Raw genomic sequence first — 23494 nt, forward strand, 5'->3', positions numbered from 1 at the left:
GTCACCGTCCCTCCGCGAGTCGCCAGATCTGCTGTTCGGTGCCGTCGACGGTGATGGTTCCCGCCGCGGTGAACTGATGCACGTCGCGGACCACGTCGTGTACCTTCGCGGTGACGTAGATTCCGGATTGTGTTGTGCTACTTGGCATCTGATGGGCCAGATTGACCGCCGCGCCCCACATGTCGTAGACGATGCTGGAACGTCCGACCAGGCCGGAGATAACGTTGCCGGTGTTGATGCCGGCACGCAAGGCCAGCTGTGAGCTCGTCCTGCTGTTGAACCGCTCGATGATGTCCTGCATCTCGACGGCGAACTCCACGGTTCGGTGCACACTATCCAGGCGGGGGAAGTTCAACCCGCAGCTGGCCAGATAGCCATGATGAAGGGTTCGAATCGGTTCTACACCAAGGGCTTCCGCTGCGGAGTCGAGTTCCTGGACAAGCCCGTCGATGGCGCCTACCAACTCGCGACCGGCCAGGTTCTTCGAAATCTCGTTGAGCCCGACGAAGTCGGCGAAGATGACGGTGACGTCCTGGTGCTCCTGAGCAATGTTCTGCTCACCCTCGCGATAACGCTGCGCAACCGGCTCGGGCATCAACGATCCGAGGAGACGGTCGTTTTCCTTTCGTTGTTCGTTCAGCAAATCTTCTTTGATCTGCAGATTGCGACTCATGCCGTTGAAAGCGTCAGTGAGTTCCCCGATCTCGTCTCGTGAGGTCACCGGGATCGACACCGCATAGTTGCCCGCACTGATCTCGTGAGTGCCGGCCTGCAATCGCCGGATGGGGCGCACGAAAATCTGTGCCACCAGCAGCGCGGCGATGCAGATCACGAAAACCATTGCGGCCGTTGTCACCACCAGGGTTTGGGTGAGCGACTCCACCCGGGCATTGGATTCGTCGGTTTCCCGGGTGGCCAGAATCGACCAGTGCAGATCGGAATTCGGCAACGACAATGGCGCGTACGCCACGAGTTCCCGGCGGCCCAGATAGCTGGTGTCGATCATGGTCCCGGTCCCGCCGCGTTGCGCGGCCCGCACGGCTGGGGTTGCGACGGGCTGCACCAGTGTCGTGCCATGCCACCGCAGCGCGTCCTGGACAATATCGGGACGGGTGCCGGCCGCAATCACCTCCTCCTGGTAGCGCTTCGGGTCTTCGATGAACAGACGCGAGTCGGACCGCATCAGATTGTCCGGACCCGCCAGATAGGTTTCGCCGGTCTTGCCCATTCCGGCGGCTTCCCACTGTTTGTCGGCGGTCATGATGCGATTCACCTTCGAGATCGGCAACGGCAACGCCAACACTCCTGAAGCCTTGCCCGGCGGCCCGATCGGGGCCACCAGCCACGCCGTCGGCGCACCCAGCTGCGCCTGATAGGGCTGAAAGTCGGTGATCCACACGAAATCCGTTGCGTTGGCTGCCATTGCCCGCTCGTAGGCGCCACGCAGGTTGGAGTCACGGAACGGCCCATTGAGGATGTTGGTGCCAAGCGAGGGCGACTTCTTCACGCTGTAGACCACGTTGCCGCGCGCGTCTAGCAGCAACGCGTCGCGGTATTCGAACCGGGTCGCGATTTCGCGAAAGTAGTTGTTGAAGCGGGCATTAGCCGCCGACCAGGCGCTGCCGTCGCCGGCGTCATTCGAGGCGGCGCCGCTGGGCGTCACGGTGTAGTGCGCCTGCAGGTATCGCTGCGAATTGTTGGTCGGCAGTAGGGCATCGAGGTCCAGCTTGGTGCCAGTGATGTCCTGAACAGGTTTGATCAACTTGTCGTTGTAGTAGTTGACCAACGCCTGTTGTTGGGCGGCGTCGATGGTCGCATTCGCCAGCTGGTCGTATCCCGCGGTGAACGCCTGCACCGCCTCCGTCGCGGTCGACCCGCGGCTGTAGATGACCAACGAATTGCTCAGATCCGCGAACAGCGTCTCCACGGCGCGTTGCTGCGCGGAGCGCAGTTGGGTCATCCGCTCGGAAGCCGACGGCAATAAGGCGTTGCGGGCGGTGACGTACCCGACCACCCCGATGACGCCCAGCGACAGCAGGCTGGCCGTCAACAGCATCGCCATCACCTTGGACTGCAAGCTGAACCAGGCCACCAACTTCGGACGGCGCCGTCGACGCCGCGGGCTGGGGGGTTGTTCGTCCGGGGGTACCGGCTCGGCCGAGGGCGGCGACGTCAAAGCACTTCCTCTCCCCGCGTATCCGACAGCAAATGCAGCCTATTAGGTCGCCGGAACACCCGTCACAACACCGGTGCGCATCGCCGAGCGCTCCATTGGCTGACGTCAGCCGGGCTGCCCTGCTCGGCCGGCCGCACCGACTGCGCCGTCGGCGCCCACCTGCCCGTTGGTGCCGGCCAACCCGGTAAGCACACCACCGGCACCACCGGCGCCACCGGCACCCGCGGCTCCACCACCTCCGGCAGCGCCGCCACTACCCGCACCGCCGCCGGCCCCGTAGCCACCCGCGTTGCCGAACAGTCCTCCCGCGCCGCCGGCACCGCCGTCGCCGCCGATCCCGCCGTCGCCGCCGTCGCCGCCGACCCCGCCGTTGCCTCCGGTGCCCCCATTACCGCCCCTGCCGCTCGTGCTGCCACCTGTGCCGCCGGTTCCGCCGGTGCCACCCAGAGCTCCGGCACCGCCGTCACCCGCGCCGCCGCCGATGCCGCCGTGGCCACCGTCACCGAACACGAAACCGCCGCGACCACCCGCACCGCCGTGACCACCGGCGCCTCCGGTGCCACCGGTGGCGCCGACCCCGCCGGTGCCGCCGTTGCCTCCGCTACCGGCAACGTCGGTGGGTTGGCCGCCGGCTGACGCGAAGCCGCCGGTTCCTCCCTTGCCGCCGGCGGCGCCGATTCCGCCTGTTCCGCCATCACCGCCGTTACCACCCAGAATTAGGGTTCCGGCCTGTACGGATCCGAAGGCTCCGGCGCCGGCGCCTCCTCCATCACCGCCGTCGCCGCCCTGTGCACCGGCGCCACCAGTTCCGCCGGTGCCGCCAGTACCTCCCCGGGCCTCACCGAGGCTGACGGTAGTTGCGAAGCCTCCCTCGCCTCCCGTGCCACCGCGAGCACCCAAGCCGCCGGTGCCGCCCGCGCCACCAGCGCCGCCCTGGTTGAAGCCTGGCGAGCTACCTGCGTTGCTGGTGCCGCCCATGCCGCCATTGCCGCCGGTTTCGCCGGGGACGGTACCCGGAGAGCCGGTCTGCCCGGGCGTCGCGGGATCGGTGAAATTCGTTGTCCCATCGGCGCCGGTGGCAGCCTGGGCAACTTCGGCGACTGGGCCAGGATTGCCGCTGGTTCCCGTCGCGCCTAGGCCACCCGCGCCGCCGGCTCCGCCGGTGCCGATCAGTCCGGCATTGCCGCCGATGCCGCCATTGCCGCCGTACCCGCCGGCCTCGGCCGCGGCGCCACCCGCGCCGCCCGCGCCGCCGTTGCCGAACAGGGCGCCGCCGTTGCCGCCGGCGCCGCCGGGTGCACCGCTGCCGCCGAGGCCGCCGCTGCCGCCGTTGCCGAGTAGCCCGGCGGACCCGCCGTTGCCGCCGCGCTGGCCGGCCCCGCCGGGCGCTCCGTTGCCGCCGTTACCCCACAGCAGCCCGCCGGCACCGCCCGCTTGTCCGGGCGCCGTGCCGTTGGTGCCGTCACCGATCAGCGGGCGCCCAAGGAGCGCTTGAGTCGGAGCGTTGATGAGGTCCAGCACGGGTTGTAGAGGTGACGCGTTGGCAACTTCGGCGCTGGCATATAGGTTTCCGCCGGTTGCCAAGGTGCGCACGAATTGCTCATGGAAGGACGCGACCTGCGCGCTGAGTGCTTGATAACCCTGAGCGTGGGTGCTGAAAGCCGCGGCGATGGCCGCTGAAATCTCATCGGCTGCGGCGGTCAGGATTTCGGTGGTGTGGGTGGCCGCGGCGGCGTTGGCTGCGCCCATAGCCGAACCAATGCTGGCAAGCTCCGTCGCCGCCGCCGTGACCATACTTGGTGCCGCAATCACAAACGACATGCCGCTCCTCCGAACTGTTTGCTATCAGGCGGTTCGATGTCTTTCGGCCGTCGGCAAGGAGCTGATGGTAACGCGATCCTGGCACTCACCGGACGCTTTTGCGAAGGCCTGCGCCTCTAGCGATCTGGGTCGTGGTTTCTTGTGCCCATCGATGGTGGCGGCGGCGAAAACCGACGCCGCTGCGCCAACGAAACGTAGACGAGCGCGACCAGCACCGGCACTTCGATGAGGGGCCCAACCACGCCGGCCAGCGCTTGGCCGGAAGTGGCTCCGTAGGTGGCGATGGCCACGGCTATGGCGAGCTCGAAGTTGTTGCCGGCGGCGGTGAACGCCAAGGCGGTGGTGCGGTCATAGCTCAGGTGCAGCAGGTAGCCCAGGATGAACCCGCCGCCCCACATGAGGGCGAAGTAGGCCAGCAGCGGAAGCGCGATGCGCGCGACATCCTGTGGCCGGTTCACGATCTGATTTCCTTGCAGGGCAAACAGAATCACGATGGTGAACAACAGCCCATAGAGCGACCACGGCCCGACTGTAGGCAGGAACCGGGCTTCGTACCAGTCGTGACCCTTGGTTTTTTCTGCGATCCGGCGAGACAAATATCCGGCTAGCAGCGGGATGCCGAGGAAGATCAGCACCGACTCGGCGATATGCCAAGGTGAGGTTGAAATCGTCGTCTGCGCAAGGCCTAGCCATCCGGGCAGCACCGAGAGGTAGAACCAGCCGAGTACCGCGAACATGGCCACTTGAAAAATCGAATTCAACGCGACGAGGATGGCTGCAGCTTCGCGGTCCCCACAGGCCAAGTCGTTCCAGATGATCACCATGGCGATGCAGCGGGCCAACCCGACGATGATCAGACCGGTCCGGTACTCGGGCAGATCTGCCAGCAGCAACCAGGCGAGCGCGAACATCAACGCCGGCCCAATGACCCAATTGAGCGTCAGAGAACTAATCAGCAGCTTGCGGTCATTGACGACGGTGTCAAGGTGGTTATATCGGACCTTTGCCAGGACCGGATACATCATGATCAATAGTCCGAATGCAATGGGGAACGAGATCCCGTCTAGCTCAAACTTTTCCAGCGCGGTGTTCAGTCCGGGAACCCAACGACTTAGCAGCAACCCGGCGGTCATGGCCAGCCCAATCCATACCGGTAAAAATTTATCGAGGGTCGAGATGCGGCCTACCACCGCTGGCGCGGTGTGGTGGGGGTGCGTGGTGGTCAAGCGGACGTCTCCAAAGCGGGCTTCTGCAAAGCGGGCGCATCAGCATGAACGTTAAGCAGCATTGACAACACGTTGAGTGCCTCGGGCACCACGGCGTAGTACATCCACGAGGCGCGGCGCTGCGAGGTCAATAAACCCGCCTCGCGCAGCACTTTAAGGTGATGGGAAATCGTTGGCTGGCTCACCTCGACCCCAGCGGAAATGTCACAGACGCAGGCCTCGCTTCCGGTGTGACTGGCAATGGAGCTAAGCAGCTGCAATCGCACCGGATCGGCCAATGCCTTGAAGCGCGCGGCCATTTCGACGGCTACCTGTGAGCTCATTGACTGACGCACCATCGGCGCAACCTCGCAGCACGCCCCAACAGACTGTTGGGCCAGTTTCGACATACATCGATATTGACACTCATCGAATCCACCCGCAACTGCCCCGTAGGTAATCAGGTCGGCGTTGCGCAGTTCGATGTCGCGGGGGAGGCCTAGCTCCCGCAGCACGCGGCGGCCTCGTCATCGCCGGTTGCAGCCTGTTGCGAACCGGCTCCAAAGGTCTCAGAGTCGGCCAGCACGGTATAGATCTCCCAGCTTTCCCCACCGGGGCCGCTCACCCACACCTTGTCCTGCGTGGCAAAACAACATGTCGTCCCGATCTCTGCTGCGGTCAGCATCCCGGCCTCGGCAAGCCGAGTGATTTCGGCATGCACCATGTCGCTGGAGCCGACCTCCACGCCGAGGTGATTGAGCGTCCCTCCGGCGCCGGGATTTTCGAGTAAGACCAATTTCAATGGTGGATCGGCGATCGCGAAGTTGGCGTATCCCGGCTTGCGCTTGGCCGGCTCGGTCTTAAAAAGCTTGGAGTAGAACATGATTGCGGCCTCGAGGTCGTTGACGTTGAGAGCGAGCTGCACACGGGACATTCCTAGACACCTCCGAATAGTTTGACATATATCAAAGTCAATCCACCTCAGTGTTCCTATTACTTTGATATATGTCAAGGTGTCTGGCACGCTGGATTGGTGCCCAAGACATTGCCCGAGATCGACATCTCCGCTCCCGTTTGCTGCGCACCGGTAGCGGCAGAGCTGATGAGCGACGACGACGCCCTGTCGGTTGCCCTACGGCTTAAAGCCCTGGCCGATCCCGCACGGCTCAAGATCATGTCTTACCTGTTCAGCTCATCTGCGGGCGAAGAGGTCAGCGGCAAGTTGGCGGCGGTACTTAAACTCAGCGACGGCACCGTCAGCCATCACCTGACTCAACTGCGTAACGCTGGGCTGGTCGTCTCCGACCGCCGCGGCGTAAACGTCTTCTACCGGGCACACCCTGAAGCCCTGAAAGCGCTCAGCGCGGTACTCAATCCCGACTGTTGTCGTTAGCCCACAGCCTTTGCCCGAAATCTTGGTTGTCTAGCCGCCAAACAGCAGATACAACCCGGTGAAGGTGTAGCCCACCATGACCAGCATCATCGTGAGCTGGCCGGTGAGCTGGTTGTCCGCGGGCAGCAGTCGCAAGGCTTTGTCGTGTGCCGCGATCACCGCCACGATGTGGCCGGTGACCACGCAGGCCACTTTGATCGTGGACAGCACCGCGGGATGCATGGACAACAAATACGTGACGTGAGCGTCGGCCAGGCCCAACGGGTTCCATCCCCGCCCCAGCGGATCCGCGAGGGCGATGACGGCCTGCTGCCCGCGCTCGACCAGATAGGTCAGGTAGTGCGCGAAGATGTAGCCCACCACGATCGGAATCAGCGAGTGCGCCAGTTGCCCGGGCAAGTCGCGACGCTGCTCTTTGTCAACCCCACCGGTCGCCCGAGCCGCGAGCGAAAAAGTCACCGCGACAACGGAAATGAAGACGATCAGGCCGACAGTCCGCAAAACTGACGACGTCAACGTCTCCGGGACTCCATGCAAGTCGCGGGCGATTCCGTCGGCGAAATTGCGCCAGGTCGGTGCGGCGGAAAAGCTGTCGAAGGCGGTGGAGCCGAGCAGTACCGCCAGCATCATCACGACGCCGGGACGCACCGGCAGCGACGGCAGGTGGTCGAACGGGTTGCCGACGACGATCTTGCCGGTGTCGGGATTTCGCCAGAACGGACAGAGCCGGGATACGGCCATGCTGTAAACGCCGAACGGGTCCGCCCGGGCCAGCCAGCGCTGGCCACATAGCCACGCCCCGACCAAAAGCACGAGTGTGTAGACCAGCAACCACGTCTCGACCGCGGTCAGCGACGCCGAGTCCGGACTGGCCAACTCCATCCAGACGAACGCGAACAGCCCGAGCGCGGCGGGGCGGTACCCCCAGCTTTCCGGGTAGCGCAACCGCGGTCGACGGAGTCCTTGCGGCACGCAGCGCCGCAGCACGAGATACGCCGTGCGAACCGGCGATACCACTCGCCATACCGGTCCGAACAACAGCGACAGCGCCACCAGTCCGACCCAGAGCAGCACGTAGAACGCGCCGAGCAAACCGTTGGCGGAGGTTTGCGGACCCCAAATCCCGGCCAGCAGTACCCATATCGCGAACAGCAACGCCAATCCGGCAACGGTCCAGCGGGTGATGCGGGAATCAACTACCGCGGTCACCGCGTCCGGCAACGGGTGGCCGGGCTTGCCCGGATCGAATCGCGGCTTCTTCCAAGCCAGCGCGACGAGGGCGAACGTGAAGGTCAGCGCCCACGCCGCGCCGATCAGCGCAAAGGTGTACGGCACCGGAAGGTCATTCGAACCGCCGAGGCCATGCGCTAGCACCGACACCGCGCCGCCCGCCGTCACGGCTGGATTTGGATGGTGGCGATCGTCTTATGCAGGTGGTGGGACTCGACGTCGACGCTGCCCGGAACGTCGACGCTGAATTCGAAAGTCTGGTTCGGCGCGGCGATGACCGCGAACTTGTGGTCGGGCACCGAATGGACGTGCAGTTCGTCGGTGGCGTCGCTGGAGACGTGCAGGGTGATCTGCTGTTTGACCTTCGCCTGCAACCTGACGTTCGTCGGGGATATCTGCCCGTTCGCGATCGTGACGTTGATCGTCGGGCCAGCCCCCGAACTGGGGCTCGCACCTGGACTCGGCGAGTTACCGCCACAGGCCACCAGAGCACACGTCAGTAGGCTCGCCCACGCCGCAACGAAGGCACGTCTGTAGGTCATCGAGCTACGCCGCTTCCGGTAACGGGTGTTTTTGTTCCTCGACCCGTTTGGGTTTGGTGACCTCGCCGTTGATTCGGCCAGCACCCCAGGTCAGCGCCGCGATCACCATCAGCGTGAAGATCAGCACCAATATCGAGCCCACGGTGAACAGCCATTCCGGAGCATTCGGGTCGCGCTCGCGCTGCAGGATGGTGTTCTCGAATACGAACGGCCGGGTGATCTCGGGCTGAGCCGGAATCTCGGGGGAGGGAATCGCCTCGTCGGCCGGTGCGTAGATCGGCACCGCGGCCATGGTGTAGCCGTCCTGCACCCGCAGCAGCGTCTTCCAGGAGCCCCAGGCCGGAATGGGTTTTGTGGTGCGGTAATGCCCGGGACCAACCTGTTCGAGTCGGTCGATTATCAGCCCGCGGTTGTTCTCCATCTTGCCCTGCCAGGAGGTGACCGACACCCAGTCGGGATCGTCCTTGATCAGGTCGGGCGGGTTGATCTGGATATCCGCCGACACCATGCGCTTTCCGGCCTCGCTGGGCAGCTCGGTCAGCTTGATGGTCGCGGTGTTCTGGCTCGGGATGTTGATGTGCAGGCCGTTGGCCACCGTTCCGCCGATCACTATCACGGTCGCGGCGACGATCGAGATGCCGATGGCGCGGCGCGGTAGCTGTTGTCCGGTGAGAACCATGCCGGTCATCGCTCCGCACACGCCCATCAGCACTGCCACCGGTACGGCCATGGCCAGGGCTTCACCCCACATGCTGGTCGGCCACGGATAGTGGTAGACCGCACTGATCCACAGCGATTCCAGCCACAACCCGACGGTCCCGACCAGTAGGCCGGTGACGGCCCCGAAGACGATCGGCCGCTTGAACAATGGGGTCAGGGCCACGATCTCGACGATCAGCGCTGGCCCGAGATATAGCGGGAACCAGTTGATCGGAGCCCCGAGAATGGGTCCCACGGTAAACGCGACAGCGCCGCGCAGTGCGATGGCGAACAGGGCCGCGATGATCGCGGCGCCCTTGCCAAGCGTCATGCGGGCCACGATCAATGCGAGCGCCGCGACGCCAGCGATCATCATCGGATGGAATGCGAGGCGGAACTGCTGGACCCCGAAGTCGTATTCGATCTGGTAGACCGACAAGCCGATCAGCAGTCCGCCGCAGGACAGGTAACGCAGGAATTTGACGAACGGCTTCTCGGGAGGCGCGTCGGGCAGCGCTCGTCCGCCTTCGTACTCCAACATCAGCACCGAGAACAACGACAGGCCCGCGCCGCCAATCATCATCAGGTGGGTCGGCCCCCACAATGTGACGTCCTGGCCGAAGATGCGATGCCAGATGTCGTCAAGTGGGAAGCCGAACAGCGCGTACATCCCGCAGCCGGCCATCAATACGCCGCCGACCGGGGCGTGCCAGTTGTCGGTGATACGAACGGAGGCCGGACCGGGCTTGTCGAATGGCAACGCGATGGCGATCATGCCGGCAAGGAAGATGCCAAACAGGCCGATGATGATGAAGTAGTGCGCCGGGTTGGCTAGCGGGCCGGGATCGCGACCTTCCCCGATATGCCAGCTGACGTCCCAGATGAAGCCGAACAGGGCGCAGATGATCGACGTGGTGTACACCAGCACCGGAAGGGCCACCCAGGACGGCCGCTTGAACTTGACGCCCAGCCAATCGGCGAATTTCTCCAGCCACATGATCCGCCGGGTACGGTGCGCCCAGCCGATCGCCAGCATGATCAGCGTGATGATCAGCGCAGCTACTGACAGCCCAATCACCTGGCTCAGCTCGGCACCGCGAGCCGCTGGTGCCTCTGCAACCACTGACGCAAGTACTGAGAATTCCACCGCGATCGCCTCCCGTTGGCGCACGGCCCACTATTACGAACGTGTAATGCCCACATGGGGCGTCAGTCAATCCTGCTTTTCTTTTGAGGTTCGTCGGTTGCGCATCGCGATATAGAGAACCACACCCACAACGATTATCGCAGGTAGAAACGCTGGAATCGCCAGCCAGAGCCCGTGGTCAGCCAGATACACGACATGCTGATCGACTATCTGACTATCCATAGTGTTTTCATACCCTCCCCGCGCCGGCCTTACCACGGCAACCGTGCTGCCCCGATCGGCCCGTCGGAGATGCCCGCGCGGCATCGGTGGACGTCGGGACCGTTACCCTAGCCTGAATACCTTTCCTTCAGGCCGCCACCAACGACGCGGCCACAGGACATGCATTGGCCATGGATTGCGGTCCCGAAACGTGCGCGGACCCGATCAACAAGCAGGGGAGTAGCTAGGTGACCCAAGCGCCGACTCGACCGACGACCGAGGACGGGCAGGATGGTGCCGACCGCGACGACATTCTCGAGGTGGCTCGCCAGCAGGTGCTCGAACGCGGCGAGGGACTGAGCAAGGACCAGGTGCTGCGAGTCCTGCAGCTCCCCGACGACCGACTCGAGGAACTGCTCGCGCTGGCCCACGAGGTCCGGATGCGCTGGTGCGGGCCTGAGGTTGAGGTCGAAGGCATCATCAGCCTTAAGACAGGCGGCTGCCCGGAAGACTGCCACTTCTGTTCCCAGTCCGGCCTGTTCCAGTCACCGGTGCGCAGTGCCTGGCTGGACATCCCTAGCTTGGTCGAGGCGGCGAAGCAGACGGCCAAGTCCGGTGCCACCGAATTCTGCATCGTGGCCGCGGTGCGCGGACCCGACGAACGGTTACTTGCGCAGGTAGCCGCCGGCATCGAAGCGATCCGCAACGAGGTAGAGATTCAAATCGCCTGTTCGTTGGGGATGCTCACCGCCGAGCAGGTGGACCGGCTGGCCGCGATGGGCGTGCACCGCTACAACCACAACCTGGAGACGGCGCGCTCGTTCTTCACCAACGTCGTCACCACGCACACCTGGGAAGAGCGCTGGCAGACCTTGTCGATGGTGCGCGACGCCGGCATGGAGGTGTGCTGCGGCGGCATCCTCGGCATGGGCGAGACGCTGGAACAACGGGCGGAGTTCGCCGCCGACCTGGCCGAGTTGGATCCCGATGAGGTCCCGCTGAACTTCCTCAACCCGCGGCCCGGCACGCCGTTCGGAGACCTGGAGGTATTGCCGGCAAGCGAAGCCCTCAAGGCGGTCGGTGCGTTCCGGCTCGCGTTGCCGCGCACCATGCTGCGGTTCGCCGGTGGCCGTGAGATCACCTTGGGCGACCTCGGCGCCAAGCAGGGCATCCTGGGCGGCATCAACGCGGTCATCGTCGGCAACTACCTGACCACGCTGGGGCGCCCGGCCGAAGCCGACCTGGAACTGCTCAACGACCTACAGATGCCGCTGAAGGCACTGAACGCGAGTTTGTAGAAAGAGAAGCGTGGCGGGACATCTGGGCGCGCCGGTCAGTGCCGGCGTCTACAACGTCTACACGGGTAAGCCGGCGGGCACAGCCACCCCGACCGCGGCTCAGTTGGGATTGGAACCGCCCCGATTTTGCGCCGAATGCGGCCGCCGGATGATCGTGCAGGTTCGTCCGGATGGGTGGTGGGCGCGCTGTTCTCGACACGGACAGGTGGACTCCGCCGACTTGGAGACGATGCGATGACGGAGTCACCCGGTCCTGAGGCGGTGCCTTCGCCCGCCCCGACCGACCCGCCTGCCGGACCTCGCACGCCGGCGGATCGTGCGCTGCTCATCGTGGTATTCGGGCTGACGCTCAGCGGCGTGTTCGTCGGCGCGTTGTGGGCGTGGATCGCGCCGTCGATCCATGCCGTGGTAGCGGTCAGCCGCAAAGGCGAGCGTGTGCACGACTACCTGGGCAACGAATCGCAGAACTTCTTCGTGGCGCCATTCCTGCTCGTAGGCCTGCTCGGCGTGGTTGCGGTAGTGGCGTCGGTGGCGGCTTGGCAGTGGCGCGATCACCGGGGTCCACAGATGGTCGTCGCGCTCACATTCGGACTGATCGGGGCCGCCGCGGCCGCCGCCGGTGTCGGCGCCCTGTTGGTGCGGCTGCGTTACGGCACGCTGGACTTCGACACCGTCGCGCTATCGTCCGGCGAGCACTCCCTGACCTACGTCCAGCAAGCGCCCCCGGTGTTCTTCGGTCACTTGCCGCTCCAGATCGCTGCCACGCTGCTCTCGCCGACCGCCACCGCCGCGCTGGTGTACGCGCTGTTGGCGACCGGAACCGTGCGCGACGACCTGGGCGCCTACCCGCCGGTCAATTCACGCCTGCAGCCGACGCCCCAAGTGCCCGCGGCGCCGCTGACTTAGCGCCTCAGAGCGGGCGTCGGTGGATCCGCCGGCCGGTCAGCACCTTGGCCGCGATCACACCCAGTCGCGCCATCCCCGCATAGGTCATCGGGTTGAACATGGTGGGCCAGGTGGTCCGGATCAGGTGATCGGTCAGCGGGCGTTCGGCGAACCGGTCGATCAGCCACCGCAACGCCATCGGCGCCGACAGCGGGTGCAGCAACATGTGCTCGTTGAAGGCATCCCGGTGGTAGGTGACATCAGCACCGCCGGCTGAGTACGCATCGGCCAGCACGTCGATGTCGTCGACGGAGATCAGGTAGTCGTGCACGGCCTGCACGATCAGCACTGGCGGCGTGGGAACCGCGACGCCCAGCGTGGTGCTGTCGAAGACGTGCGTCACCGCGGGAGTGGCCAGGACGTCCTCGAGCGGCACGTTAAGAAAGTCACCCATGTCCCGGTTCGCCATCCGGACGATCGCCTCCGCGGTCGTCATCTTCTCCAGGCTGTCCAGCAGCGCGCGGCCGGCCTCGCTGGCGTGTTCGTTGATGACCTTGTCCAGGTCGGGGTAAGTGTGCGCCAGCGCGGCGACCACCAGCGCGGGCAGACCCGCCAGCAGCTTGCCGTTGAGGCGCCGGAACGTGTTCCCAAGATTGCCGACGGGCGACCCCAGTACGGCGCCGACGATGTTCAACTCGGGGGCGTAATCGCCGCACACCTCGGCGGCCCACGCGCTGGCCAAACCGCCACCGGAGTAGCCCCACAGCCCGACCGGCGCCGACGGGGACAACCCCAGCCGTTCAGAGCTCAGTGCGGCGCGGATGCCGTCCAGGGTGCGGTAGCCCGGCTCGTAGGGCGCACCCCACAGCCCGTGCAGGCCTTCATGGTCGGGCACCGACACCGCCCAGCCCTCGGCGACAGCGGCGGTGATCAGCAACAACTCGAGCTGGGTCAGCGAACCGATGGCTTTGGCCCGTCGCCGCAGCGCGTAGGAGGGGAAGCAGCGTGAGGTGATGGCGTCGATCGCGCACTGGTAGGACAGCAGCGGGATGGTTTTGCCCGGGGCGACCTCGGCGGGCACGAGCACCGTCGTCACCGTCGCCTCGGGGTTGCCATTCATGTCCGTCGTTCGGAACAGCAGTTGGGTGGCGGTGATGGATTGGGGAATCAAGCCCATGAACGCCAGTTCGACGTCGCGGGAGCGCAGCACCGTGCCCGGGTCGGCGTGCTGGAAACCTGACGGTGGCTGGTAGAACGGGTCGTCCTTGGGGAGCAGCGGGCGGACCTTGCGCTGCAGTTCCTGGTGCGAGGGTCGGCCGATCCAGCGCAACCCTTCTGCGGTCGCACCGCCAGCCGCTTTCGCCAGCTCCACCATTAAGGCTCTCCCTTCGAGGGCTCGGCGTACTCGCACGCTCGTCTTGCGCTTAGTTAGGTGGGGGCGCCGCCGGCCAGTCAGATCCTGCACCGGCGCCTGACACGCGCCAGCGTTCTCTTAAACAGCTCTTAGACAATGTACAGGCCGTGGACGCCGGATCGAAACCAGCGCGCCGGGTGGCGCCGGTCACAAATGCCGCTGGTTGGGGGCTCGGTCACCCTGGCGGGCGCAGTGCGGCGAATTCGTCTGTCACCCGCAACTGGGAGTCGGTGAACCGGTATAACGCGGCCGGGCGACCGCCACTGCGCCCGGATTGGGCGATGGTGCCGGTTTGGGTGATGACCTTGCGGCGAGCGAGCACGCGCTGCAGGTTGGTGGCATCAACCTGGTGGCCCAGCGCGGCACCATAGATGTCGCGCAAGGTCGATAGGGCGAATTCTTTTGGCGCCAAGGCAAATCCGATGTTGGTGTAGGACATCTTGGCGACCAATCGGGCATGGGCGTGGCTGACCATCGGCCCGTGGTCGAACGCCATTGGTGGCAGCGTGTTCACCGGGTGCCAGCGGGTGTCCGGTGGCAATTCGGGGGTTGCGGGGGAGGGCACCAGACCCAGGAAGGTGGACGCGATCATCCGCGGCCCCGGCACCCGCTGTGGATCGGAGAACACCGCGAGTTGTTCAAGGTGGGACAGTTCGCGAAGGTCGACTTTTTCGGCGAGTTGACGGCGGACCGAGGTGGTCATGTCCTCGGCGTTGCGCAGTCGACCGCCCGGTAGTGACCATGCACCCTTCTGCGGGTCCCGTGCGCGCTGCCATAACAGGACGTTCAGCTGCGGTTTTTCGGTACGGCTGGATTCGTTAACCATCCGAACCTGGAACACGACCGCAAGCACTTCGTGGGCGGTGCTACCATAAGACATGTTTTCGATTGTAAGTCGAAAACCTCTGGGTGCGAAAGGAGCCCCCATGACGGTCTTGAATCGCATGGACACGCTCGCTACGCGGCGATCGCATGAATTGGCGGCCGGCATCATCAGCACGCCCACCGGTTACACCGGAATCGAGGGTGATGCGCAGTGGGCGGCCGAGATTCGCCGGCTGGCTCGTCTGCGCGGCGCTACCGTGCTGGCTCACAATTACCAACTGCCCGCGATCCAAGACGTCGCCGATCACGTGGGGGATTCGCTGGCGCTGTCCAGGATCGCGGCCGAGGCGCCCGAAGACACCATCGTGTTCTGCGGTGTCCACTTCATGGCCGAGACGGCCAAGATCCTCAGTCCGGACAAGACGGTGCTGATCCCCGATCAGCGCGCGGGCTGTTCGCTGGCCGACTCGATCACTCCCGACGACCTGCGCGCCTGGAAGGACGAACACCCCGGCGCCGTCGTCGTCTCTTACGTCAACACGACAGCAGAAGTGAAGGCGCTCACCGACATCTGCTGCACGTCGTCAAACGCCGTCGACGTCGTCGCATCCATCGACCCCGATCGCGAGGTGCTGTTCTGCCCCGACCAGTTCCTCGGCGCGCACGTGCGGCGGGTGACCGGACGCACCAACATGCACGTCTGGGCCGGCGAATGCCACGTACACGCCGGGATCAACGGTGACGAACTCAACGAGCAAGCTCGCGCCAATCCCGACGCCGAACTGTTCGTGCACCCCGAATGTGGTTGTGCCACTTCGGCGTTGTATTTGGCCGGCGAGGGCGCATTCCCCGCGGAGCGGGTCAAGATTCTGTCCACCGGCGGCATGCTCGATGCCGCGCACGAGACGCATGCGCGCAAGGTGCTGGTTGCCACCGAGGTCGGCATGCTGCACCAGTTGCGCAGGGCCGCACCGCAAGTCGACTTCCAGGCGGTCAATGACCGGGCTTCCTGCAAGTACATGAAGATGATCACCCCGGCCGCGCTGTTGCGTTGCCTGGTGGAAGGTGCCGACGAAGTCCATGTTGATCCCGACGTGGCCGCCGCCGGTCGGCGCAGCGTGCAGCGGATGATCGCCATCGGCCAACCCGGTGGTGGCGAATGACGACCGCCCCGGTGTGGCGGGACGAAACCGATGTCATCGTTATCGGAATGGGCGTCGCCGGCTTGGCCGCCGCGCTGGCCGCTCACCGTGCCGGCAGCCGCGTCGTCGTGCTGAACAAGGCCTCGCAGACGCGTGCGGTGACCGCGACGCACTACGCCCAAGGCGGCATCGCGGTGGTGTTGCCACACAGCGACGACTCGGTCGACGCTCACGTGGCCGACACTTTGGCTGCTGGTGCCGGCCTGTGTGACCCGGACGCGGTGTACTCGATCGTCGCCGACGGCTACCGTGCGGTCACCGAATTGGTCGGTGACGGAGCACGATTCGACGAAGCGACGCCCGGCTTCTGGGATGTGACCCGCGAGGGCGGGCACTCGCGGCGCCGCGTCGTGCACGCCGGAGGCGACGCCACCGGCGCAGAGGTACAGCGCACCCTCGACGACGCCGCCCAACTGCTCGACATTCGCAGCAGTCACGTGGCGCTGCGCGTGCTGCACGACTCTGCGGTGACCGGAGTTTTGGTGGCCCGTCCGGACGGATGCGGCATCCTCAGTGCCCCCTCGGTAATCCTGGCCACCGGTGGACTCGGGCACCTCTACAGCGCGACCACCAATCCCGAAGGCTCCACCGGCGATGGCATCGCGCTGGCGCTGTGGGCGGGCTTGGCCGTCAGTGACCTCGAGTTCATCCAGTTCCACCCGACCATGCTCTATTCAGCCAAGGGCGGTGGCCGGCGCCCGTTGATCACCGAAGCCATCCGTGGTGAAGGTGCGATATTGGTTGATCGGCAAGGTGATTCGATCACCGCCGGGGTGCACCCGATGGGTGATCTGGCCCCGCGCGACGTGGTTGCCGCCGCCATCGACGCGCGGCTCAGGGCGACCGGAGAACCCTGTGCCTACCTCGACGCGCGCGGCATCGCGGGCTTCGCGGCACGATTCCCGACGGTGACCGCCGCATGCCGGGCAGCGGGCATTGATCCTGTGCGGCAACCCATTCCGATCGTTCCCGGCGCGCATTACAGCTGCGGTGGCGTCGTCACCGATGTTTCAGGCCAGACGGAATTGCCCGGACTCTATGCCGCCGGTGAGGTCGCCCGCACCGGCATGCACGGCGCCAACCGACTGGCCTCGAACAGTCTGCTGGAAGGTCTGGTCGTCGGAAACCGGGCGGGCAGGGCAGCAGCCGCCCACGCCCGAGCGGCGGGGATACCCCGCGCCAGGATGGCCGAACCGATCAGCTACAGCGCCCCCGCGCGCGCCGATTTGCAACAGGCCATGAGCCGGGACGCCTCGGTGGTACGCGACGGTGCCGGTCTGCAGCGGTTGACCGAAATGCTCGGCGCCGCACCGATCCGCCACGTCGCGGGCCGTCGCGACGCCGAGGACGTGGCTTTGGCGCTCGCGGCACGGACGGTGACGGCCGCCGCACGCGCTCGCGCCGAGAGCCGAGGCTGCCACCACCGCGCCGAATATCCCGCTGCCGGCACCGACTTGGGGCGCAGCAGCCTGGTTCGGCTGGGCTCGAGTTGTGACGTGCAGGTGGAAGCATTGGCGGCGGTGGGGTGATGACGCTGGACGATTCGGAGCGGGCGGCCGCTCGGGAGACCATCCTGCGCGGGCTCAACGAGGATTTGTGTTACGGGCCCGATGCCACCACGTTGGCGACCGTGTCGGCGGACGCGATGGCCACTGCGTCGATGGTGCCGCGGGAAGCCGGCGTGATTGCCGGAGTGGATGTGGCGCTGATGGTGCTCGACGAGGTCGTCGGCCAGGACGGCTACCAAGTGCTGCACCGCGTCGAAGACGGAGTGCGGCTAGGCCCAGGTGAGCCGGTGCTGACCGTGCGCGCCGAGACACGGGGTCTGCTGACCGCGGAGCGAACCATGCTCAACCTGGTCTGCCACCTGTCGGGCATTGCCACCGTCACTGCGGCGTGGGTCGACGCCGTCAAAGGCACGAAGGCCAAGGTCCGCGATACCCGCAAAACCCTGCCCGGTCTGCGCGCGTTGCAAAAGTACGCGGTCCGCGTCGGTGGCGGCGTCAACCATCGGCTCGGCTTGGGTGATGCGGCGCTGATCAAGGACAACCATGTCGCCGCGGCCGGATCGGTGCTCGAGGCGCTGCGGGCGGTCCGGGCCGCGGCGCCTGAGCTGTGCTGCGAGGTCGAAGTGGATTCACTCGAGCAACTCGACGCCGTGCTGCCCGAGAAGCCCGAATTGATTCTGCTGGACAACTTTCCGGTGTGGCAGACGCAGATGGCGGTGCAGCGCCGCGACGCGCGTGCGCCTCAGGTATTACTCGAGTCTTCCGGCGGGTTGAGCCTCGATTCCGCCAAAACCTACGCCGGCACCGGGGTGGACTATCTGGCCGTTGGTGCGCTGACGCATTCGGTGCGGGTGCTTGATGTCGGCCTGGACATGTAGCTGGCGTTGCGTGTCGTCGGGTCGGCGTTAGGTGTGAAGCGTCTGCTGGGCTGGGTGTAAAGCGTCTGCTGGGCTGGGTGTAAAGCGTCGGCGTTGAGTGTGAAGCGTCGGCGTTGAGTGTGAAGCGTCGGCGTTGGGTGTGAAGCGTCGGCGGGAAATCGGTGGATATGCCGCCGTAGGTGCACACCGAAAGCAGTGGACGCACACTCGATGCGACGGGCCGCCGCACACGCGATGCGCTGGCCCGCGGCGTCGAAATGCGCCGGCCCGCGGCGTCGAAGTGCGCCGGGGGTGAGTGTGAAGTGACGGCGTTGGGTGTGAAGTGTCGGCGGGAAATCGGTGAATATGCCGCCGCAGGTGCACACCCAACGGAGTGGACGCACACTCGATGCGGCGGGCCGCCGCGCACGCGGTGCGCTGGCCCGCGGCGTCGAAATGCGCCGGGGGTGAGTGTGAAGCGTCGGCGTTGGGTGTGAAGCGCCGGCGGGAAATCGGTAAATATGCCGCCGTAGGTGCACACCGAAGGCAGTGGACGCACACGCGATGCGGCGGGCCGCCGCGCACGCGGTGCGCTGGCCCGCGGCGTCGAAGTGCGCCGGGGGTGAGTGTGAAGTGACGGCGTTGGGTGTGAAGTGTCGGCGTTGGGTGTGAAGCTACGGCGGGAAATCGGTGAATATGCCGCCGTAGGTGCACACCGAAAGCTGTGGACGCACACTCGAACGCGCCCGGCCGCCGAGTCGAAATTGCGCCGACCCGCGGCGTCGAATCAGGCGATATCGGCGACGAAGACCGCCATCCGGCGCAGCTGTAGCTTCGCCAGCGCGGGCAGTCCCTGAACGTCCGGGCCGTCAGTGCCCGCTTCCAGAATCCGTGGGTTGGTGACGTGCACCGTGCGGCGGGCATACCGCACGTCAGCCTGCCCCGCGGCCAGCACATTCTTGACCCAATCGGTCTTGCCGTGGCCAAGCGCGATCGCCAGCGTATTGCCCTTGCGGTAAGTCGTGACGATCGTCTTGAACGGCTTACCCGACTTGCGGCCACGGTGCTCGATGGTCGCGGTCCCGGGTAGGAAGCGGGCGATCGGCTTGAGCGCCGGGTTGAGGTACTTGACCTGGATGTTCTCAAACCACACCGGATAAACCATCGGGACGCCGGGGGCGTTGTTGGGGTGTTGATCCCTTGCTGACATGGCGGGCTCCTCTTTTACCGCTGGACTGTACCGTCGAATATCCATTTGAGCTGCTCTGGGACAATGGTCCACGTGACGACATCGCCCACCTTGCTGGCCCGGATTGATTTGCGGGGCGCGGAGTTGACGCCTGCGCGGCTGCGGGCCGAGCTGCCGCGCGGTGGTGTCGACGTGGAGGCGGTGTTGCCCAAGGTGCGGCCCATCGTGGAGGCTGTCGCCGAACGCGGGGCGAAAGCCGCCTTGGACTATGGCGAAGAGTTCGACGGCGTGCGGCCCGCCGCGGTGCGCGTGCCGCCGGGTGCGCTGGAAGCCGCGGTAGTCGGCCTGGACGGCGCCGTTCGCGAGGCGCTGCAGGTGATGATCGAGCGCACCCGCGCGGTGCACGCCGACCAGCGACGCACCGACACCACTACGACAGTCAGTCCAGGCGCCACGGTCACCGAGCGCTGGGTGCCGGTGGAACGAGTCGGCCTCTACGTCCCCGGCGGCAGGGCCGTGTACCCGTCCAGCGTGGTGATGAACGTGGTGCCGGCCCAGGCCGCCGGCGTCGACTCGCTGGTAGTGGCCAGCCCGCCGCAAGCGGAGTTCGGCGGGTTGCCGCACCCGACCATCCTGGCCGCGGCGGGGCTGCTGGGCGTCGAGGAGGTCTGGGCGGTCGGCGGTGCGCAAGCGGTGGCCTTGCTGGCTTACGGTGGCCTCGATACCGGCGGACCTGAACTGGCGCCGGTCGACATGATCACCGGACCCGGCAATATCTACGTCACCGCCGCCAAACGGCTATGCCGCTCTCTGGTCGGTATCGACGCCGAAGCCGGACCCACCGAAATCGCCATCCTTGCCGACCACACTGCCGATCCCGCGCACGTGGCCGCCGACTTGATCAGTCAGGCCGAGCACGACGAGATGGCTGCCAGCGTGCTGGTCACCCCCAGCCTGGAACTGGCCGACGCCACCGACGCTGAGGTGGCCGCCCAACTGCAGACCACCGTGCACCGGGAACGGGTGACGGCCGCGCTTTCCGGGCCGCAATCCAGGATCATCCTGACCGACGACCTCGACGCGGCCATAAACGTAGTCAACGCCTACGCCGCCGAGCACCTGGAAATCCAGACGTCCGACGCGACGCAGGTAGCCGCCCGAATCCGTTCTGCGGGCGCAATTTTCGTCGGACCCTACGCGCCGGTCAGCCTCGGCGACTACTGCGCCGGCTCCAATCACGTACTGCCCACCGCCGGTTCCGCGCGCCACTCTAGTGGCCTGTCGGTGCAAACCTTCCTGCGCGGCATCCACGTTGTGGACTACACCGAGGCCGCGCTGAAAGACGTTGCCGGCCATGTGATCACGCTGGCCAAGGCCGAGGATCTGCCGTCGCACGGTGAAGCGGTACGACGGAGGTTCGAACCGTGACCTTGCGCCCCACCCTGGACGACCTGCCGCTGCGCGACGACCTGCGCGGCAAATCGCCTTATGGCGCACCGCAATTGGATGTTCCGGTGCGGTTGAACACCAACGAGAATCCGCATCCGCCGACCCAGGCGCTCGTCGACGACGTCGTATGCTCGGTGCGCGAAGCCGCCACCGACCTGCACCGCTATCCCGACCGCGACGCGGTGGCGCTGCGTACCGACCTCGCCGCGTACCTGAGCAACCAGACCGGAAACCAGGTGGGTGTCGAAAGTGTCTGGGCGGCAAACGGTTCCAACGAGATCCTGCAGCAACTGTTGCAAGCCTTCGGCGGACCCGGTCGCAGCGCTATCGGGTTTGTCCCGTCGTACTCGATGCATCCGATCATCTCCGACGCCACCCGCACCGAATGGCTGGAAACGGTCCGCGCCGGCGACTTCAGTCTGGACGTCGACGCCGCCGTCGCCGCAGTCACCGAACGCAAACCCGACGTGGTGTTCGTCGCCAGTCCCAATAATCCTTCCGGCCAGAGCATTCCATTGGCCGATCTGCGCAGGCTACTCGACGTGGTGCCGGGCATTCTGATCGTGGACGAGGCCTATGGCGAGTTTTCGTCGCAGCCCAGCGCGGTCTCGCTGGTCGAGGAGTATCCAACCAAGCTGATCGTGTCGCGCACCATGAGCAAAGCCTTCGCGTTCGCGGGCGGGCGGCTCGGATATCTGGTGGCCACACCTGCACTCGTCGACGCCATGCTGTTGGTGCGGCTGCCGTATCACCTGTCATCGGTCACCCAAGCTGCAGCGCGGGCAGCCCTGCGGCACGCCGACGACACCCTGGGCAGCGTCGCCACCTTGATCGCCGAGCGTGAGCGGGTGTCAAGATCGTTGACCGGCATGGGTTTTCGGGTCATTCCGAGTGACGCCAACTTCGTGCTCTTCGGCGAGTTCGCCGACGCGCCGACTGCTTGGCAGCATTATCTGGACGCCGGCGTGCTCATCCGCGACGTCGGCATACCCGGCTACTTGCGCGCCACCACCGGTTTGGCTGACGAGAACGACGCCTTCCTGCGGGCGAGCGCACAGATCGCCACGACTGACGTAGCGGGTCGCGACCATATTTCCGGAGCGATCGCGAGCGCGGCGGAGCCGGGCGAAGCGGGTCGCGACCATATTTCTGGAGCGATCGCGAGCGCGGCGGAGCCGGGGGAAGCGGGTCGCGACCATATCTTAGGAGCATCATGACCAGCCAAGCAGCCCGGCGCGCGCGCATCGAACGCCGTACCCGCGAATCCGACATCGTCATCGAACTCGACCTCGACGGCACTGGACAGGTCGAGATCGACACCGGCGTCCCGTTCTACGATCACATGCTGACCGCGCTGGGCAGTCACGCCAGCTTCGACCTGACCGTGCGTACCAAGGGCGACGTCGAGATCGAAGCGCACCACACCATCGAGGACACCGCGATCGCACTGGGCCAGGCGCTCGGGCAGGCGCTCGGCGACAAGAAGGGCATCCGCCGATTCGGCGACTCCTTCATCCCCATGGACGAGACACTGGCACACGCCGTGGTGGATGTGTCCGGCCGACCGTACTGCGTGCACACCGGAGAGCCGGATCACCTGCAGCACTTCACGATTGCCGGAAACTCGGTGCCCTATCACACCGTCGTCAACCGGCATGTGTTCGAGTCGCTGGCCATGAATGCCCGCATTGCGCTGCACGTGCGGGTGTTGTACGGTCGCGACCCACACCACATCACCGAGGCCCAGTACAAGGCTGTCGCCCGCGCGCTACGGCAGGCCGTCGAGCCCGACCCACGCGTCTCCGGTGTGCCGTCCACCAAAGGTGTTCTGTGAGACAGAAATCCGTCGTAGTTCTGGACTACGGCTCCGGCAATCTGCGCTCGGCGCAGCGCGCGCTGGAGCGGGTGGGCGCGCAGGTGGAAGTCACCGCCGATGCCGACGCGGCGCTGGCGGCCGACGGCCTGGTGGTCCCCGGTGTCGGGGCGTTCGAGGCGTGCATGACAGGCCTGCGTGCGATCGACGGCGAACGGATTATCGCCGACCGGGTCAGCGCCGGGCGCCCGGTCCTGGGTGTCTGCGTGGGAATGCAGATTCTTTTTGCCCGCGGCGTCGAATTCGGCGTCGAGACAGTGGGTTGCGGCCAGTGGCCTGGTGCGGTCACCCATCTGGATGCGCCGGTGATCCCGCACATGGGTTGGAATGTGGTGGATGCCGCGGGCGGCAGCACCCTGTTCAAAGGTCTGAACGCCGATACCCGTTTTTATTTCGTACACTCCTACGCCGCGCAGCGGTGGGAAGGTTCAGCCGAAGCAATGTTGACGTGGGCGACACATGAAGTGCCGTTTTTGGCGGCGGTCGAAGACGGACCGCTGTCCGCCACCCAGTTCCACCCGGAAAAGAGCGGGGATGCCGGCGCGGCCATCCTGCATAACTGGGTGGAGGCGCTCTAGCC

General features: G+C 65.7%; 21 protein-coding genes and 1 pseudogene. 11 read left to right on the plus strand and 11 right to left on the minus strand.

The genetic code is table 11. The annotated features are described in order from the left end of the window. Position 1: 1 nt before the first annotated feature. The 5 genes and pseudogenes from A5634_RS11325 to A5634_RS11345 form a co-directional block, all read right to left on the minus strand. Complete coding sequence (locus tag A5634_RS11325; protein ID WP_065144139.1) at positions 2-2176, minus strand: adenylate/guanylate cyclase domain-containing protein; 2175 nt, start codon at positions 2174-2176, stop codon at positions 2-4. 105 nt (positions 2177-2281) lie between these two features. After that, on the minus strand, positions 2282-3997 hold the full coding sequence (locus tag A5634_RS11330; RefSeq protein ID WP_065144140.1) for a PE family protein: 1716 nt from the start codon (positions 3995-3997) through the stop codon (positions 2282-2284). Between the two features lie 119 nt (positions 3998-4116). Then, positions 4117-5223 (minus strand): annotated as a pseudogene (arsB, locus tag A5634_RS11335) (ACR3 family arsenite efflux transporter); the annotation flags it as partial. Next, positions 5220-5612, minus strand: a complete 393-nt coding sequence (locus tag A5634_RS11340; protein WP_065144195.1) for an ArsR/SmtB family transcription factor — start codon at positions 5610-5612, stop codon at positions 5220-5222. The gene A5634_RS11340 and the pseudogene arsB, both read right to left, overlap by 4 nt. Before the next feature lie 89 nt (positions 5613-5701). Then, positions 5702-6136 carry an ArsI/CadI family heavy metal resistance metalloenzyme gene (locus A5634_RS11345; RefSeq protein WP_065144142.1) on the minus strand — a complete coding sequence of 145 codons (435 nt, stop codon included), beginning with the start codon at positions 6134-6136 and terminating at the stop codon, positions 5702-5704. A gap of 99 nt (positions 6137-6235) precedes the next feature. Between A5634_RS11345 and A5634_RS11350 the strand changes: the two genes are divergently transcribed. Next, on the plus strand, positions 6236-6595 hold the full coding sequence (locus tag A5634_RS11350) for an Rv2640c family ArsR-like transcriptional regulator (protein WP_065144143.1): 360 nt from the start codon (positions 6236-6238) through the stop codon (positions 6593-6595). A 30-nt stretch (positions 6596-6625) separates the two neighbouring features. Here the strand turns inward: A5634_RS11350 and A5634_RS11355 are convergent, their stop codons facing one another. Genes A5634_RS11355 through A5634_RS11365 form a run of 3 tightly spaced genes read right to left on the minus strand, consistent with a single transcriptional unit; the run spans position 6626 to position 10153 of the window. Next, the gene (locus A5634_RS11355; RefSeq protein WP_065144144.1) at positions 6626-7993 is read right to left on the minus strand and encodes a hypothetical protein; all 1368 of its coding nucleotides are present in this window, start codon (positions 7991-7993) and stop codon (positions 6626-6628) included. Beyond that, positions 7990-8367, minus strand: coding sequence for a hypothetical protein (locus A5634_RS11360; RefSeq protein ID WP_065144145.1), 378 nt, complete (start codon positions 8365-8367; stop codon positions 7990-7992). The genes A5634_RS11355 and A5634_RS11360 overlap by 4 nt, the downstream gene beginning before the upstream one ends. A gap of 4 nt (positions 8368-8371) precedes the next feature. After that, positions 8372-10153, minus strand: coding sequence for a hypothetical protein (locus A5634_RS11365; protein WP_065144196.1), 1782 nt, complete (start codon positions 10151-10153; stop codon positions 8372-8374). A 509-nt stretch (positions 10154-10662) separates the two neighbouring features. Between A5634_RS11365 and bioB the strand changes: the two genes are divergently transcribed. From bioB to A5634_RS11380, 3 genes are read left to right on the plus strand one after another with little or no spacing between them, the layout of a single operon-like run. Continuing rightward, positions 10663-11712, plus strand: a complete 1050-nt coding sequence (gene bioB / locus A5634_RS11370) for a biotin synthase BioB (RefSeq protein ID WP_065144146.1) — start codon at positions 10663-10665, stop codon at positions 11710-11712. Between the two features lie 10 nt (positions 11713-11722). Continuing rightward, positions 11723-11950 (plus strand): hypothetical protein, encoded by a 228-nt coding sequence (locus A5634_RS11375; protein WP_065144147.1) that lies wholly within the window; start codon positions 11723-11725, stop codon positions 11948-11950. Continuing rightward, on the plus strand, positions 11947-12618 hold the full coding sequence (locus tag A5634_RS11380; RefSeq protein WP_065144148.1) for a DUF2567 domain-containing protein: 672 nt from the start codon (positions 11947-11949) through the stop codon (positions 12616-12618). Before A5634_RS11375 ends, A5634_RS11380 begins: the two co-directional genes overlap by 4 nt. Positions 12619-12622: 4 nt before the next feature. Here the strand turns inward: A5634_RS11380 and A5634_RS11385 are convergent, their stop codons facing one another. After that, positions 12623-13972 (minus strand): lipase family protein, encoded by a 1350-nt coding sequence (locus tag A5634_RS11385; protein WP_065144149.1) that lies wholly within the window; start codon positions 13970-13972, stop codon positions 12623-12625. 214 nt (positions 13973-14186) lie between these two features. Beyond that, entirely contained in the window at positions 14187-14891 is a 705-nt protein-coding gene (locus A5634_RS11390; protein ID WP_065144150.1) for an NUDIX hydrolase, read from the minus strand. A 46-nt stretch (positions 14892-14937) separates the two neighbouring features. Here A5634_RS11390 and nadA point away from each other — a divergent pair, with 46 nt between their 5' ends. From nadA to nadC, 3 genes are read left to right on the plus strand one after another with little or no spacing between them, the layout of a single operon-like run. After that, positions 14938-15999 (plus strand): quinolinate synthase NadA, encoded by a 1062-nt coding sequence (nadA, locus tag A5634_RS11395; protein WP_065144151.1) that lies wholly within the window; start codon positions 14938-14940, stop codon positions 15997-15999. Further along, positions 15996-17567, plus strand: coding sequence for an L-aspartate oxidase (locus A5634_RS11400; protein WP_065144152.1), 1572 nt, complete (start codon positions 15996-15998; stop codon positions 17565-17567). The genes nadA and A5634_RS11400 overlap by 4 nt, the downstream gene beginning before the upstream one ends. After that, on the plus strand, positions 17567-18424 hold the full coding sequence (gene nadC / locus A5634_RS11405; protein ID WP_065144153.1) for a carboxylating nicotinate-nucleotide diphosphorylase: 858 nt from the start codon (positions 17567-17569) through the stop codon (positions 18422-18424). Before A5634_RS11400 ends, nadC begins: the two co-directional genes overlap by 1 nt. Before the next feature lie 766 nt (positions 18425-19190). Here the strand turns inward: nadC and A5634_RS11410 are convergent. Next, complete coding sequence (locus A5634_RS11410) at positions 19191-19613, minus strand: nitroreductase family deazaflavin-dependent oxidoreductase (protein WP_065144154.1); 423 nt, start codon at positions 19611-19613, stop codon at positions 19191-19193. A gap of 90 nt (positions 19614-19703) precedes the next feature. Here A5634_RS11410 and hisD point away from each other — a divergent pair, with 90 nt between their 5' ends. From hisD to hisH, 4 genes are read left to right on the plus strand one after another with little or no spacing between them, the layout of a single operon-like run. Continuing rightward, positions 19704-21020 (plus strand): histidinol dehydrogenase, encoded by a 1317-nt coding sequence (hisD, locus tag A5634_RS11415; RefSeq protein WP_155769491.1) that lies wholly within the window; start codon positions 19704-19706, stop codon positions 21018-21020. Next, entirely contained in the window at positions 21017-22258 is a 1242-nt protein-coding gene (locus A5634_RS11420; protein ID WP_065144156.1) for a histidinol-phosphate transaminase, read from the plus strand. The genes hisD and A5634_RS11420 overlap by 4 nt, the downstream gene beginning before the upstream one ends. Continuing rightward, a complete protein-coding gene (gene hisB, locus A5634_RS11425; protein WP_065144157.1) occupies positions 22255-22875 on the plus strand; it encodes an imidazoleglycerol-phosphate dehydratase HisB in 621 nt (206 codons plus the stop codon). Before A5634_RS11420 ends, hisB begins: the two co-directional genes overlap by 4 nt. Next, entirely contained in the window at positions 22872-23492 is a 621-nt protein-coding gene (gene hisH, locus A5634_RS11430; RefSeq protein WP_065144158.1) for an imidazole glycerol phosphate synthase subunit HisH, read from the plus strand. The genes hisB and hisH overlap by 4 nt, the downstream gene beginning before the upstream one ends. Positions 23493-23494: the final 2 nt, after the last annotated feature.

It is taken from the genome of Mycobacterium asiaticum (assembly GCF_001673365.1).
Classification (GTDB): Bacteria; Actinomycetota; Actinomycetes; order Mycobacteriales; family Mycobacteriaceae; genus Mycobacterium; species Mycobacterium asiaticum_A.

Bases quoted from the DNA above. Each gene is read 5' to 3' on its own strand.
- A5634_RS11410 (WP_065144154.1), bottom strand. From the start codon at position 19,613: ATGTCAGCAAGGGATCAACACCCCAACAACGCCCCCGGCGTCCCGATG.
- A5634_RS11380 (WP_065144148.1), top strand. From the start codon at position 11,947: ATGACGGAGTCACCCGGTCCTGAGGCGGTGCCTTCGCCCGCCCCGACC.
- A5634_RS11360 (WP_065144145.1), bottom strand. From the start codon at position 8,367: ATGACCTACAGACGTGCCTTCGTTGCGGCGTGGGCGAGCCTACTGACG.
- A5634_RS11340 (WP_065144195.1), bottom strand. From the start codon at position 5,612: ATGTCGAAACTGGCCCAACAGTCTGTTGGGGCGTGCTGCGAGGTTGCG.
- A5634_RS11390 (WP_065144150.1), bottom strand. From the start codon at position 14,891: ATGTCTTATGGTAGCACCGCCCACGAAGTGCTTGCGGTCGTGTTCCAG.
- A5634_RS11385 (WP_065144149.1), bottom strand. From the start codon at position 13,972: ATGGTGGAGCTGGCGAAAGCGGCTGGCGGTGCGACCGCAGAAGGGTTG.
- A5634_RS11345 (WP_065144142.1), bottom strand. From the start codon at position 6,136: ATGTCCCGTGTGCAGCTCGCTCTCAACGTCAACGACCTCGAGGCCGCA.
- nadA (WP_065144151.1), top strand. From the start codon at position 14,938: ATGACGGTCTTGAATCGCATGGACACGCTCGCTACGCGGCGATCGCAT.
- hisB (WP_065144157.1), top strand. From the start codon at position 22,255: ATGACCAGCCAAGCAGCCCGGCGCGCGCGCATCGAACGCCGTACCCGC.
- A5634_RS11400 (WP_065144152.1), top strand. From the start codon at position 15,996: ATGACGACCGCCCCGGTGTGGCGGGACGAAACCGATGTCATCGTTATC.
- nadC (WP_065144153.1), top strand. From the start codon at position 17,567: ATGACGCTGGACGATTCGGAGCGGGCGGCCGCTCGGGAGACCATCCTG.
- A5634_RS11330 (WP_065144140.1), bottom strand. From the start codon at position 3,997: ATGTCGTTTGTGATTGCGGCACCAAGTATGGTCACGGCGGCGGCGACG.